General features: G+C 52.6%; 9 protein-coding genes. 6 read left to right on the top strand and 3 right to left on the bottom strand.

Going from position 1 to position 13880, the window contains the following annotated elements:
• From treP to AC4G46_RS23485, 3 genes are all read left to right on the top strand, one after another.
• On the top strand, positions 1–1977 hold the full coding sequence (gene treP, locus AC4G46_RS23495) for a PTS system trehalose-specific EIIBC component (RefSeq protein ID WP_491124841.1): 1977 nt from the start codon (positions 1–3) through the stop codon (positions 1975–1977).
• Between the two features lie 130 nt (positions 1978–2107).
• On the top strand, positions 2108–2827 hold the full coding sequence (gene treR / locus AC4G46_RS23490) for a trehalose operon repressor (protein ID WP_491124840.1): 720 nt from the start codon (positions 2108–2110) through the stop codon (positions 2825–2827).
• A 214-nt stretch (positions 2828–3041) separates the two neighbouring features.
• Positions 3042–7547: an S-layer homology domain-containing protein gene (locus AC4G46_RS23485; RefSeq protein WP_491124839.1), complete on the top strand. Its 4506-nt coding sequence runs from the start codon at positions 3042–3044 to the stop codon at positions 7545–7547.
• A 257-nt stretch (positions 7548–7804) separates the two neighbouring features.
• On the opposite strand, the gene AC4G46_RS23480 is transcribed toward AC4G46_RS23485, so the two are convergent.
• Positions 7805–8377 carry a TetR/AcrR family transcriptional regulator gene (locus AC4G46_RS23480; RefSeq protein ID WP_491124838.1) on the bottom strand — a complete coding sequence of 191 codons (573 nt, stop codon included), beginning with the start codon at positions 8375–8377 and terminating at the stop codon, positions 7805–7807.
• A 136-nt stretch (positions 8378–8513) separates the two neighbouring features.
• On the opposite strand from AC4G46_RS23480, the gene AC4G46_RS23475 reads away from it, so the two are divergent.
• Positions 8514–9503 (top strand): zinc-binding dehydrogenase, encoded by a 990-nt coding sequence (locus AC4G46_RS23475; protein ID WP_491124837.1) that lies wholly within the window; start codon positions 8514–8516, stop codon positions 9501–9503.
• A gap of 170 nt (positions 9504–9673) precedes the next feature.
• Here the strand turns inward: AC4G46_RS23475 and AC4G46_RS23470 are convergent, their stop codons facing one another.
• Both AC4G46_RS23470 and AC4G46_RS23465 read right to left on the bottom strand, forming a co-directional pair.
• Positions 9674–12070 carry an MMPL family transporter gene (locus AC4G46_RS23470; RefSeq protein WP_491124836.1) on the bottom strand — a complete coding sequence of 799 codons (2397 nt, stop codon included), beginning with the start codon at positions 12068–12070 and terminating at the stop codon, positions 9674–9676.
• 28 nt (positions 12071–12098) lie between these two features.
• A complete protein-coding gene (locus AC4G46_RS23465; RefSeq protein WP_491124835.1) occupies positions 12099–12719 on the bottom strand; it encodes a TetR/AcrR family transcriptional regulator in 621 nt (206 codons plus the stop codon).
• A gap of 324 nt (positions 12720–13043) precedes the next feature.
• Here AC4G46_RS23465 and AC4G46_RS23460 point away from each other — a divergent pair, with 324 nt between their 5' ends.
• Entirely contained in the window at positions 13044–13181 is a 138-nt protein-coding gene (locus tag AC4G46_RS23460) for a hypothetical protein (RefSeq protein ID WP_491124834.1), read from the top strand.
• 6 nt (positions 13182–13187) lie between these two features.
• On the top strand, positions 13188–13697 hold the full coding sequence (locus AC4G46_RS23455; RefSeq protein WP_491124833.1) for a hypothetical protein: 510 nt from the start codon (positions 13188–13190) through the stop codon (positions 13695–13697).
• Positions 13698–13880 lie beyond the last annotated feature (183 nt).

Raw genomic sequence — 13880 nt, 5'->3', positions numbered from 1 at the left:
ATGGCTATAGACCGCAAAAATGTAGAGGATATCGTCCGGGCCGTCGGGGGCAAGGAGAATATCGAGGTTGCGACACACTGTGTAACCCGGCTGAGATTCTCGCTCTATGACGAGAGCAAGGTAGACAAGGAAGCGCTGGACCGCAATGACCTGGTCAAAGGGCAGTTCTCGACCCAGGGGCAGTTCCAGATCGTAATCGGACCGGGCACGGTCGATACCGTCTACGATGAAATGATCAAGATTACCGGCGGGTCCCGCGCCTCCAAGGATGAGGTGAAATCGGCGGCCGCACGTAAGCAGAACCCGCTGCAGCAGGCGATCAAGACGCTGGCCGATATTTTTATTCCGATCCTTCCGGCCATCGTTACCGCGGGTCTGCTGCTCGGGATTAATAATATCCTGACCGGACCGGGCATCTTCTTTGATGAAGAGTCGCTGGTTCAGGTCTATCCGGCCTGGAGCGATATTGCTTCCATTATCAATACCATTGCCAGCACGGCGTTTACGTTTCTGCCGGCACTGATCGGCTGGGCCGCAGTTACGCGCTTCGGGGGCAGTCCGCTGCTCGGGATTGTACTGGGTCTGATCCTCGTACATCCGGATCTGCTGAGTGCCTACGGCTATGCCAACGCTTCGCTTGAAGGGACTGTTCCAACCTGGAATTTGTTCGGCTGGCATATCGAGAAGATCGGGTACCAGGGGCAGGTGCTGCCGGTACTGGTCTCGGCTTATATTCTGGCCGTCATCGAGAAATTCCTGAACAAGCGGGTGCATGATTCCATTAAACTGCTGGTCGTTGCACCGGTGGCGCTGCTAATCACAGGGTTTCTGGCGTTTACCATTATCGGCCCGCTTACGTTTGCCATCGGTAATGCGATTACGGACGGTCTCGTTTATATCTTCGATCACTTTGCACTGCTCGGAGGCCTGATCTATGGCGGCTTGTATTCCGCACTGGTTATCACCGGGATGCACCATACGTTCCTTGCCGTCGATGTCCAGCTGATCGGCAGTGAGGGCGGAACCTTCCTCTGGCCGATGCTGGCGCTGTCCAATATTGCCCAGGGTGCTGCGGCACTGGCCATGTTCTTTATCGTCCGGGAGCAGAAGACCAAGGGTCTTGCCGCCACTGCCTCCGTATCCGCCTTTCTGGGCGTTACCGAGCCGGCGATCTTCGGGGTTAATATCCGCTATCGTTATCCGTTTTTCTTCGCGCTGATAGGCTCCGGTTTGGCCGGCATGCTGCTGACACTTAACGACGTGCGTGCCTCATCCATCGGGGTAGGCGGGATTCCCGGCTTCCTGTCGATTTTCCCGAACCAGTGGGGCGTGTTCTTCATCGGGATGGCGATTGTGCTCATCCTGCCGTTTGCCGCCACCATGCTGTATGGCCGTATTGCGGTCCAGCGCGCTAAAAAGAACCAGCCGGCTGAGACTGCCCGGACTGGCGCAGTGATCGGGACCAATGAACTCGCCAGCCGCAGCTCTGTGCAGGCCTCGCAGGAGCCGGTGAATATTCTCGAGCTGGCTGCACCGATAAGCGGAAGAGCAGTGCCGCTGGAGCAGGTTCCTGATCCCGCTTTTGCCGAGAAGCAGATGGGTGAAGGGATTGCCATTGAGCCGTCTGACGGTAAGGTCTATGCTCCATTCGACGCTACAGTCGCCCATGTCATCAAGAGTAAGCATGCGCTGATTCTTGAGCATGCCAGCGGCGTACAGGTGCTCATTCATGTAGGAATCAATACGGTATCCCTTAAAGGCAACGGGTTTACCTCGCACCGGAATATCGGTGATAAGGTCCGGGCCGGAGAGCTGCTGCTGGAGTTCGATATGGATGCAATCCGTGCTGCCGGTCTCCCGGTCATTACGCCGATTATCATTCCTGCCGGACAGGAGATGGTAGAACGGATTGAAGAGAAGACCGGACCGGCGACAGCCAAGCAGACCGGTATCCTGACTATTCATCTTAAGGGCTGAACGGGCCCGCACCGGTAAAAAGACTGCAGATGGACAGCCCTCCGGGGCTGTTTTTCTGTTACGCCTTGTCCACAATTGAAGCGGTGCTTCCTTCGGCATTGCATGATACAATATAGGACGGTGATCAACATTGAGAGAAAATATCTATCTGCAAATCTATAATGAATACAGCAGCCGGATTCATTCCGGCCAGCTTCCGCCCGGAGCCAAGCTGCCGTCCGAGAGTGAGCTTGCCGAAAGCTACGGCACCTCCCGGGAGACGGTGCGCAAAGCGCTTAATCTGCTGTTCCGGGAAGGCTACATCCACAAAATCAAGGGCCGCGGCTCGTTTGTGCTGGACATGACCCGGATGGATTTTCCCGTGACCGGCCTCATTTCCTTTAAGGAAATGTCTGACACGCTGGGCGGCCCGTCACGGACCCTGGTTGAAGAGACCGTTCAGGAGCCCGCCGGTCCCATGCCGGCCAGACAGCTGCAGATTCCGGAGGATGCCCTGATCTGGAAAGTTATCCGGGCCAGGGAGATCGAAGGAGAACGGATTATTCTGGACAAGGACTATTTCCGGGCGGATATTGTGCCGTTTCTGAGCAGGGACATTGCCGCAGGGTCTATCTATGAATATCTGGAAGGGGAGCTCGGGCTGAAGATCAGCTATGCCAAAAAACTGATCTCCGTGGAGCCCTCGACAGAGGAGGACCACCGGCTGCTTGATCTGAAGAAATATACGCATATCGTTGTTGTACGGAACTACGTCTATCTGGAGAACACTGTACTGTTCCAGTACACCGAATCCAGGCACCGGCTGGACAAGTTCCAGTTTGTGGATTTTGCCAGACGGGTGCGGCGGTAAATAATCCATCAAAAAAAGTATCCTGAGAGCCGACAGGCCGGGGTGCTTTTTTTATTTTCACAATTTGACAACAAGACTTCATTCCGTGAAGCTTCTTAAAAAAACCCGCATCAAGCTTAAAAAAGCCGCATATGGAGCATCTGCTATCTGTGTTACTATTGCAAGCGTATTCATAAATAACAGCCTTGCATTTTAACACAAAAGGAGAGCGATCATGAAAACGTACCTGAAGCCATTCTTATCCGTGCTGCTGTGTATCTGTCTGCCGGTGACTTCCTTGTTTACGGGCCCGGGAGTTAATGCTGCATCTGCGGCAGGGACAGCCTTAGCTTTTCCGGCGGCGCAGGATGCCTTTGTGTCCAATTTTAACGGTCAGGGCAATGCCCTGGGAACCAGCCTGAGTGCAGCCAAATTAATTTACGGCAAATCCCGTCATGCTTATCTGAAGTTTGATTTATCCTCCATCGATACGAACCGGTATAATCCGGGCGAGATGACGATGCAGCTTAGCTTCAGAAAATCACATGCGCCGAATGAGCTGGTCTTTACGGAAAGTGAATCTCTTCTGCGTGACACGGATAACGAATGGACCGTCACTAATGTTACGTATAACACCCGTCCGTATGAGATTGCTGGCTCTCCGGCGGTTACCAGAACGGTCACATCGGCCAGTGAAGAGAACCTTACGGTTGATCTGACTCCCATCTTTCAAAATGCGTTAAACAACGGAAGAAAAGTAGTCAGTATTCATCTCACGACTGCAAAAGCGGAGGACAATACGGTTAGTGCCAGTGAGTTATTTTCCTCAAGAAACACTTCAGGTTTTCCGGGACCTGTCCTGAACGTTACACTGGGAGATCCGGTTGTAAACGATGGAAGCGACAGAACCGCATTAAATGCGCTGATAGCGCAAGCTGAGCAACTAATTGAAACCGTATACACACGTGAAAGCTGGGCGATATTTATGGCGGCAATTGATCAGGCCAAAGCATTAAGTATAAACGATGCAACGCAAGCTGAGGTTGACGAGGCCCGGTTAACACTGCAGACAGCGATGGACAATCTGGCGGTGATGGAGCTGCCGTCCCAAATTACCGGTCCAGACCTGGGAGACTACTACAGTAACAGCCAGACTGCGGCGATGATCCTAAAGATGAGGAACGGGGACGGGCAGTATGTAAAAGCAGACCCGGTTACGGAAAAGCTGTCGCTTACATCCGATTCCGCCGAGGCCTCTGAGTTTGCCCTGTATGTGCTTGATTATTTTGCAACGGTGGATCATGAGGAGCCTGAGGCCGGGGCGACCAGAACAGCTTATTCCATCAAGTCGCTGGACACCGGGAAATATCTGACCATCCAGAACTATTTTACGGAAAAAGAGTTCCTGGACAATACCCACCGTTATTTCAAAATTATCAGCGGCGCGGCAAGCGGCGTCAGTACCGACAGGACGTTTGAGATTACAGCATCGGCAGCAGTAGCAGGGTGGAATGAACGTTTTTATGTGGATCAATACACAGAGTCAGGCTTCTACCGGATCTTCTCGCATTTGTCTACCATGCGGGATGACAGCAATTTCAACCGCTTTAATGTGACAATGACCGCTAATGCTATGCTGAGCAGTGGAAGAGCCGCTGAGAACAAGGAATACCGGTTTTATTTTGAACAGGTTACGGGAAAAGACCCGCTGGAAATCAGCCGGAAGGTATCCGGAGATACTGCAAATTTATTGTGGAAGCCCGTGAACGGGGATACGGAACCTGCCAGTTATAAGGTCAACGGTACGGTAACAGACGCGGTTTATTCGGATGGACTCATGCAACTGAAGCTGCAGGGTTTGAGCGAAGGTACTCATGCTTATACGGTTGAATATAACGGAGGCGGCTATAGCACGATGGCGGATGTAAATGTCCGTATCTTCAGCCATCCGGGGATTCTGCTGAGCATGCAGGACCTGGAGGATATGAAGGCGCATGTGCAGGCTAAGCAAGAGCCCTGGTACTCCGATTACCGGAGAATGACGGACAGTGTGCCTTACGGAGTAGCCAGCTCCGGTTACCAGACCAAGGTATTCTCAAAGGTCGGACGCGGAGGGGCCCAGTCTGATTCCGGGAATATCGGTTATTTTGAAAAGGGAGGCAATGCCGCGTACTTCAACGCCCTGCAGTGGGTCATTACGGGAGACGACCAATATGCGGACATGGCCGCAGGTCTGCTCGGTGAGTGGGCAAAAACGCTGAAGGTGATTGACGGCAGGGACAGAATCTTAGGAGCGGGCATCAATGCCTACAAGTATGCGAGTGCTGCGGAGATTATCCGGTATTACGGCGGCGGGTACAGCGGGTATAGCGATGAGGATTTTGCGGCGCTGCAGGCTATGATGCTGAATGTGGTCTATCCTGTCATTCAGGATGCGGCGGTTCCGATGCTGGCCAACGGCAACTGGGACGCGGCTGCTATTGTCAGCATGATGGCGATCGGTGTGCTGTGTGACAATACGGAGATTTTTGAGCGCGCGATGGGCTTTTATCAGGATATTCATACGAATGGCTCCATCTTCGCTTACGTGAACGATACGGGACAGACGATGGAGACCGGCCGTGATCAGGCCCATGCGATGCTGGCGCTTGGTTATATGGCGGAAATCTGCCTGATTGCCGCTAACCAGGATGAGGATTTGGCTTCCCTGTATGATAACAGGCTGGCGAAGGCTTTTGAGTATTCGGCCAAATACAATCTGTATTCGCAGGAATTGTCCGGGGTGGAGGTTCCTTTTACAGCGATGCCTAATGTGTTCGGGGATACCGGGAGAGGGTATTACGGGACAGGGTTTGACATGGAGAATAACGGGCTGAACCGGGGCGAGCTGAGACCTGTTTTCGAGCAGGGGCTGGCGCTTTACAGCAAGGCAGACGGTGTGGATATGACCTGGACGGCCCGGGCGGCGGCAGCGATGCGCCCTCAGGGCATGGTGCACTTCGACAACCTGAACTTTGGCACGCTGACCTATTACAACGGGGAGCCGCAGACTGGGGCAGAAGGGCCGTATTTTCAGATGCGGACGCGCTGGGAGCCCTTGTATCAGCGAAACTGGAGTACCGTTAACGGTCAAAAAACCGCCGAGACTCTAAACTCGTATTATGCACTTAATGCCGATGGGGAGCTTACTACCAGCTCGATGAAAAAGGATGCGCCGTTCTTCCAGTTGGTTGCGGGCGATGACGGCACGTATTCGATCCTGCTGCTTGAGACCAACAAGTATTTATCAGTAAAGGAGGATAAGTCGGGGGAATACAACCTGATCAAGGCGGATGCCACAGAAATAGGTGACAATGAAAAGTTCATCCTGCGCTCCAGCGGGGTCGGCCCGTTCTTCCTGGCTTCTCCCAAATACGATAACCGGATTGTCTATCAGGAGGCAGCCGGAGCAGGCAGCAATGCCGCTCTGACGCTTCGCCTGGGAAGCAAAACGCTCAATCAGATCACAGATATTCCGGACATCTCCACCAGCGAGCGGCTAATCTTCATGTTTAATACAGAGGATATAGCGCTTCCGGAAGGCAAGCCCGTTCCAAGCCAGCCGGAGAACCCGGCAACGCCCGGCGGCGTGCAGGCAGAGGAAGCTGCTGATTCACCGCAAATTTCCCTGAACGGGATAAGCGGTACGCTGAGCAAAAATGAGAATGGCGGCTACAGCCTACTCCTGGGCGACAGCCAAATCGGGACTGCTCTGGGCGGCAGCAGCGAGCTGATCATCAATGCGGACGGCATAGATAATCTGACGGTTCAGTTCTCCGCAGCGGCGATGGGAACGGCGAAGCTTACTATTAATAGCGGATACGGCAGCGTAACCCTTCCAAGCGGTACATTGCAGATGATGAAAAAGAAGCACGGCGACACGCTGGTGCTCCGCATCCGCAAAGGCAGCTATACCGTGGAGCTGCTGACGGACGGCAAGCCGGCAGTCTATGCGGAGCCCGGTTATCCGCTGACCCTCACGCTGCCTGTTGAGGTAACCGAAGGCCGTAATATTAACGAATATGCCGTAGTTAAAAAAGAAAACGGAAAAGACATTATCCTGCCGCTGGCTGCAGCAGCAGGTAACAGCTTGACCTTCGCCGCCGCAGTTACGGGTACTTACGACGCTGTATATAACGGACAAGTGTTCCATGACGTGCCTTCTGCCCATTGGGCGGCGCAGGATATAGCTTTTGTGGCGGCGCGCGGGTTATTCGGAGGTACAGGCAAGGAGCTGTTCGATCCCCGGACGCCGATGACCCGGGCGATGTTCACCCGGGTGCTGGCCAATCTGGAGGGAGTGGATCTGGGCAGCTATGCAACATCTGCATTCACGGATGTGCCTGCCGGGAAATGGTACGCATCTGCGGTAGCCTGGGCTGCCCAAAGCGGCATCGTTAACGGAACGGGACAGGGCCAGTTCAGCCCTGATGCCGTCATTACACGTGAGCAGATGGCTGTGATGCTGTATAACTATACAGCAACCAAGGGCTATAAGCCGCGTGCGGTTACTGCGGCGGAGTTCACCGATGCCGGCAGCGTGAGTCACTGGGCGCAGGAAGCGGTAGAGTCTATGGCAGCGGCTGGTATTCTGAGCGGCAAGCCGGGCGATTACGCTGATCCGCAGGGAGAAACGAGCCGGGCGGAAGCGGCCGCGGTCTTCGCCCGGCTGATCCGGGCGTGGGGAGCGGAGGCTCTTTAGCCGCTGGTTGGAACGCGAGCTGATTGTTAGCAGATGAGTAGCTTGAAGAGAATAAATTATAACTTGATAATGCTCTTGCGCATTTGTCAGATAGATTTCCACATAAGCAGGGTTCGAATTCATAATTCGCCTTGGGAGATGCCGTGATCCCAAAGACCGTAATTATAGGTAAAGCTAGTGTTCCGTTATTGGTGGGAAGTGGACAAAGATTATTATGTAACTCTTGGCAGCCGATCATATTGATCGGCTGCTTTTGTTCAGCAGCCATTTACCGCTTCTATTATTCTGTAGCAGATCGTTGCCATTTCTGAAGCGGATTGCCGGGCACCGTCCCTAATCCAATTCGCAGCTACACTGTAAATGGCGCCGCTCCAAAAGTAACCAGCGTAATGGGTAAGTAAGGTTACTTCGTTTGATCTATTTAACTGTACAGCTTGCAATTCGTTAAGAATAGTATCTGCTATATTAACTTTCAGAATAATTTGTAAGCACTCCAAATGTTGCTCTAAGGTTTGGAATAACGCCAGCCAATATTCATAGGAGTTTCGGATGGGATGATGCAGATTCATCGCTGCCACGATTTTATCTGCAATTTCCTTTATCGTATTCTGTAGAATTTCTTCTTTGGAGTTGTAGTTCCGGTAGTAAGCTGTGCGGGACACTCCCGCCCGTTTGACGATAGCTGTAATCGTTATATCCTCAAAAGCCTGATCGTTCATTAGCAGCACCAAAGCAGCCTCAATACTTGATCTAGTGATTCGGTTAGATTCCTCATTTGACAGCCTGAGCCCTTCCAGACGCTGAAACTCTGTAACTTCCTTCGCAGACATTACAGTACCCCCCTATATGTTTAGTCCGTTCGATCATCCATTGACCCTGTTTGATGCGATGTTACAATTGTAATGTCGGTTCGAATTTATGTTATAAATTGAATTTTGTCAATTGGATTTTGAGAGGAGAAATAAGATGAAAGCACTAATTCTTGAAAAACCCGGGGAACTAGAGAGCCTTACTGTGGTTACAAACAGGGAGATGCCAGAGCCCAAAGATAATGAGATCAGAGTAAAGGTCATTGCAGCAGGATTGAACCCTTCGGATTACCAAGTGGCAGAGCACGCTGGTCTGGAATCGGAGAAAAAACGCGTTTTAGGATTAGAAGTTGCGGGAATTGTAGATGCCGTTGGCAGCAGCGTGAATAATTTTAAAATGGGAGACCGTGTATACTATCTTCGCAGCATTAATAATCTCGACGGAGGATTTGCGGAATACTCTGTGACTACAGCTCACACAGCAAGTAAACTTCCCGATGAGGTACCATTTGAACAGGCAGCAGTTGTTCCGGCTGCAGGATATACAGCTTATCAGGCGATAATGCAGAAACTTAATCCGCAGTCTGGTGGTACGATTTTGATTCATGGCGGCGCAGGTGGAGTAGGAGGATATGCGATTCAATTAGCAAAAATTTGTGGATTAAAAGTGGTTACTACCTGCTTAGGAAAGGATATCGGCTATGTGCGCACTCTCGGGGCGGATGAGGCGATTGATTTTACTAAAGGAAGTGTATATGAAGAAGTTTCCGATCTGACCAATGGCCGGGGTGTCGATTATGTTTTAAATACGATAAGTCCCGATAGTGCAACAAAAGACCTTGAGATTCTTGCCTTCGGCGGCGAAATGGTGGTAACGGCCGGATTTCCGGATTTTAGCCGGATTCGTTTTTATGACAAAGGGATGTCTTTACACGAGATCGCTCTTGGTGCTGCTCATACACAAGGAGACTTTAATGCACAATCTAATCTTGCGCGAATCGGAGATCATTTTGGGAGCTTGATTGCAGCAGGAACAATCATCCCTCCACAAATCACAACGATAACTATGGAAGAAATTCCCGCCTATTTAAAAAAACTAAAAGAAGGTAAGATCACCGGCAAAGTTGCAGCCTATATCAATGAGTAAACGGGGAAAGTAAGGTGTCAAAAGAGGAGTTTGCTGATAAAATAGCGTCATTTGTACTTGGCGGTGTCTGGGGTAACGGTGAGGTTCATTAACAAAAAGAGCCTGCAGACGTGATCTGCAGGCTCTTTCTATGCGGAGGGACGGCAGTGATGCCGTCCTTTTTCTTGTTATTACTTGTGTCCGTGCACGCCATTTTCGGCATTAAGCTTGGCGATCAGCTTGTCGCCCTCGACGTCGAGGTTCGGCAGCAGGCGGTCCAGCCATTTTGGCAGCCACCAGGCTTTGTCGCCGAATACGGCCATAACGGCCGGAACAAGCGTCATCCGGATGATGAAGGCATCGATCAGGATACCAAAGGCCAGAGCGAAGCCGATCTGCTTAATCATCGCATCTGGTGCGAAGATAAAGCCGGCGAAGACGGAAACCATGATTACACCTGCGGCGAGTACAACGCGGCTGGCAAGATCGTAGCCGTGTACGATGCTGTCATTGCCGCGGCGTCCGTGAACATAAGCCTCACGCATGGAGCTTACCAGGAAGACCTGGTAATCCATCGCCAGACCGTACAGGATACCGGTGACCAGAATCGGCATGAAGCTAAGCAGCGGCCCGCCGGTATCAAAGCCGAACAGGGAGTGCAGCCAGCCCCACTGATACACAGCAGTGGTTACGCCGAAGGTAGCCAGAATACTGAGAATGAAGCCGACTGTGGCTTTGATCGGCACAATAACCGACCGGAATACAAGCAGCAGAATAATCAGGGAAAGAACGACAATGATACCGATGTACACAGGGAAAGCATCAGAGAGCTTGGATGACATATCGATGTTAATGGCGGTAAAGCCGGTTACGCCAAGGGTAATATCGTTATCGGATGCCAGACTGTAGGCAGGGTCGCGCAGATCCTGAACAAGATCTCTTGTTTCTGTATCTGTCGGCCCGGTTTTTGGAATCAGGCTGATAATTGCGATGTCACCCGTTTCATTAACGCCCATCGGCGATACCAGGGTGACATTGTCATGCATCTGCAGCTCCTGGGTCAGCTTGCCCAGCGTTTCCATCGAGATTTTGTCCGAAGGATTATTCGGCTGGGCAACCAGCAGCAGCGGTCCGTTAAAGCCCTCACCGAAGCCTTTGGAGATGATATCATAACTCTGGCGGGCCGGAGTATCCAGGTTTGCCGAAGCACCGGAAGGAATACCCAGCTCCATTTTGCTTGCCGGAATGGCGGCTGTTCCGAGCACCAGAACGACCAGAACAATGATCGGCCAGCGAAATTTCACTGTGGCGTTAGCCCAGCGGTGCGAGAAGCCGTGGTTTTGTTTGCCTTTGGAAGTTTTACTCTTCTCGCGGGCTTTGGCTGTACAGATCTTCTCGCCGACCAAACCGAGCATTGCAGGCAGCAGGGTCAGTGCCAGCAGGACGTTGATCAATACGCTGACCGCGGCAACGAGCGCCATAGTGGACAGGAACTCCATACCGATAACGAGCATCCCGCACAAGGCGATAATAACAGTCAAGCCGGCAAAAAACACGGCGCTGCCGGCAGTCCCGACAGCCCGGCTGGCGGCTTCGCGCGCACTCAGCTTCTCATCGAGAATCAGGCGGCGCTGACGGTTGACGATGAACAGGGAATAGTCGATTCCGACAGCCAGACCAATCATTACGGCGAGAATCGGCGTAATGTCATTCATCTGGATTACACTGCCAAGGGCAAACGCACCGCCGACACTGATACCTACACCAAGCAGTGCAGTAAGCAGCGGCAGCCCGGCAGCTACGACAGAACCAAGTGTAATGAACAGGACGACTGCAGCTACGGCAACTCCGATGGCTTCAGTTGAGCCGATGGAAGGCGTGCTCTTCAGCGAGTCGCTCGGAATCGCTGTAATGCCGGAGCCGGCCTGCTCGACTTCCGTTACCGCCGAGATCACCTCATCCGGCACTTCGGATGGCAGCGAGGTCTGCTGCACGGTGAACTGGAACTGGAACAGGGCAATGCTGCCGTCAGAGGACAGCATAACGCCGGGAACCATAGCGCCGTCAACGATCAGCGGGCCGTATGGAGCTGCCGATGCTGCTTGCGCGGCGGCAGCTGCCTGTGCAGCCGCAGCTTGAGCAGCAGCATCGTCCTGGCCTGCGGCGGCGGATGGGTCAGCTCCTGCGGCTTGAGCGGCAGCAGCAGAAGGATCAGCGCCTGCTGCCTGTGCGGCAGCAGCTGCAGCTTGAGCTGCCAGCTCAGCAGGATTAATGATGTATTCCATGCTGTAGACATCATTAATTGCTTTCACGAGCAGGGCAGCCCGTTCTGGCGTATCGAGTCGTTCGCCCTCCGGCGCGGTGAAGGCGACGCTGGCCTGGCCGCCGGCGGCAGCCGGAAGCTCTTCAGCCAGCATATCCAGCACCTTTTGCGATTCGGTGCCTTCAATTTTCATCTCGGAGCTGGACTGGATGCCGTTGACGCCGAGCAGGGCGCCGATTACGCCAAGAATGACGATCCAGGTTCCGAGGAAGTACCAGGGCTTGGAATAAGCCGATTTCCCCAATCGGTACAGAAATGTAGACATGTAATGGTTTCTCCTTTTTATCTCTGGTTTAGAAGCCGTTGCGTAAATAATCGAACATGGAATTCAAATATTGATCAAAGGATACAGAGCCAGGCCGGTCCTCCTGCGATTCACCCGGCAGCAGCACGTTGAGCCGTCCGTCGAGTATAGGTACAAATGCTCCGTAAACTGCACCGGCGAGCAGATGCGTATATCCGTCGGTATAACGGCCATGGGTAAACCGTTCGAGCACCTCCTGGGCAGCCATCTGCAGCCGGCGGAACACGCTGAGGATATACGGCTCCAGTGACGGATACTGATTAGCCAGCGATGCGAACTGCCGCAATCTGCGCAGAAATTCTGAAGTGAACTGCAGCTTGAGCAGGCTGTACAGGGCATCCAGCGGTGTCGCATCCGGCGCCAGATGTGCTAACAGGTCATTCTCATCCTCACTGGTTGCCCGGTTCATGAAATACTCTGCCACCGCTTCTTCTTTGCAGGAAAAATAATTGGCAAAGGTCCGCCGGGAGACACCCGCCTGACGGACAACATCGTCAACAATGAAGCCGTCCATGCCATGTACCAGGGCAAGCTCAAAAGCCGCTACAGACAAAGCATAAGCGGTTGCTTCCTTTTTCTGGTCACGCAGCGTCAGCTTGGGGTTCAACACGTTCTCCTCCTTTCTAGGAAAGAATAATACTTTAAATTCTAAAGTTTATTAAAGCATATATTTGCCCAAAGCGCAAAAATGCTCAATGGGCAAATAATGCTAGATTGAGAGAATGTCTATACACGGCTGATAGAGGAAGAAAGCCTTTGGGTAAGGAGAGGAATGAAGCGGTGGCGGGTGGATAAAGCGATGGCGGAGAGTACAAAGCTATGGCGGACAACGTGTACTATAATTTGGGCGGAAATGTATGTGCTGCGGATATTTGATGCGTTTGGCGGCTGCTCGGGGTAGGATGAAACTTGGGTGACTGGTTAAGTAACTGAAATGAAGGGCACAAATGCCTCTGATTCCGGCCGATCCGGCCAAATGTACGGAATGAAGGGCATAAATGCCTCTGATTCCGGCCAATCCGGCCAAATGAGCGGAATGAAGGGCATAAATGCCCCTGATTCCGGCCGATGAGGCCAAATGAGCGGAATGAAGGGCATAAATGCCTCTGAAATGGGCCGCCTTGGCCAAATGAGCGGAATGAAGGGCATAAATGCCTCTGATTCCGGCCAATCCGGCCAAATGTACGGATTGAAGGGCAGAAATGCCTTTGAATTGGGCCGATCCGGCCAAATGTACGGATTGAAGGGCAGAAGTACCTTTGAATTGGGCCGATCCGGCCAAATGAGCGGATTGAAGGGCAGAAGTACCTTTGAATTGGGTCGATCCGGCCAAATGAGCGGAATGAAGGGCATAAATGCCTCTGATTTCGGCCGACCCGGTCAAATGTACGAAATGAAGGGCATAAATGCCTCTGATTTCGGCCGACCCGGCCAAATGTACGAAATGAAGGGCATAAATGCTTCTGATTCCGGCCGACCCGGCCAAATGAGCGAAATGAAGGGCACAAGTGCCTCTGATTCCGGCCGACCCGGCCAAATGTGCGAAATGAAGGGCACAAGTGCCTCTGATTCCGGCCGACCCGGCTAAATGCGCGGAATGAAGGGCACAAGTGCCCCTGATTCCGGCTGACCCGGCCAAATGTTGATTGGGTTCGCACTGGCTCCGGCCCTAGACCCCCGGCAAGGAAGCAACTCGACCTGCCTGATGCACCGGTCTGATCGCTTTACGAGCATACAGCACAGCATACTCTCAGGTAACGCGCCCTAACCA

It is taken from the genome of Paenibacillus sp. fava2, from assembly GCF_058313675.1.
The sequence above is the reverse complement of the archived record's forward strand: the minus strand, read 5'-3'. Positions and strand labels throughout refer to the sequence as shown.

Coding starts and splice junctions, on each gene's coding strand:
- AC4G46_RS23455 (WP_491124833.1), top strand. CDS start 13,188: ATGAGCGGAATGAAGGGCATAAATGCCTCTGAAATGGGCCGCCTTGGC.
- treP (WP_491124841.1), top strand. CDS start 1: ATGGCTATAGACCGCAAAAATGTAGAGGATATCGTCCGGGCCGTCGGG.
- AC4G46_RS23480 (WP_491124838.1), bottom strand. CDS start 8,377: ATGTCTGCGAAGGAAGTTACAGAGTTTCAGCGTCTGGAAGGGCTCAGG.
- AC4G46_RS23475 (WP_491124837.1), top strand. CDS start 8,514: ATGAAAGCACTAATTCTTGAAAAACCCGGGGAACTAGAGAGCCTTACT.
- AC4G46_RS23460 (WP_491124834.1), top strand. CDS start 13,044: ATGAAGGGCACAAATGCCTCTGATTCCGGCCGATCCGGCCAAATGTAC.
- AC4G46_RS23470 (WP_491124836.1), bottom strand. CDS start 12,070: ATGTCTACATTTCTGTACCGATTGGGGAAATCGGCTTATTCCAAGCCC.
- AC4G46_RS23485 (WP_491124839.1), top strand. CDS start 3,042: ATGAAAACGTACCTGAAGCCATTCTTATCCGTGCTGCTGTGTATCTGT.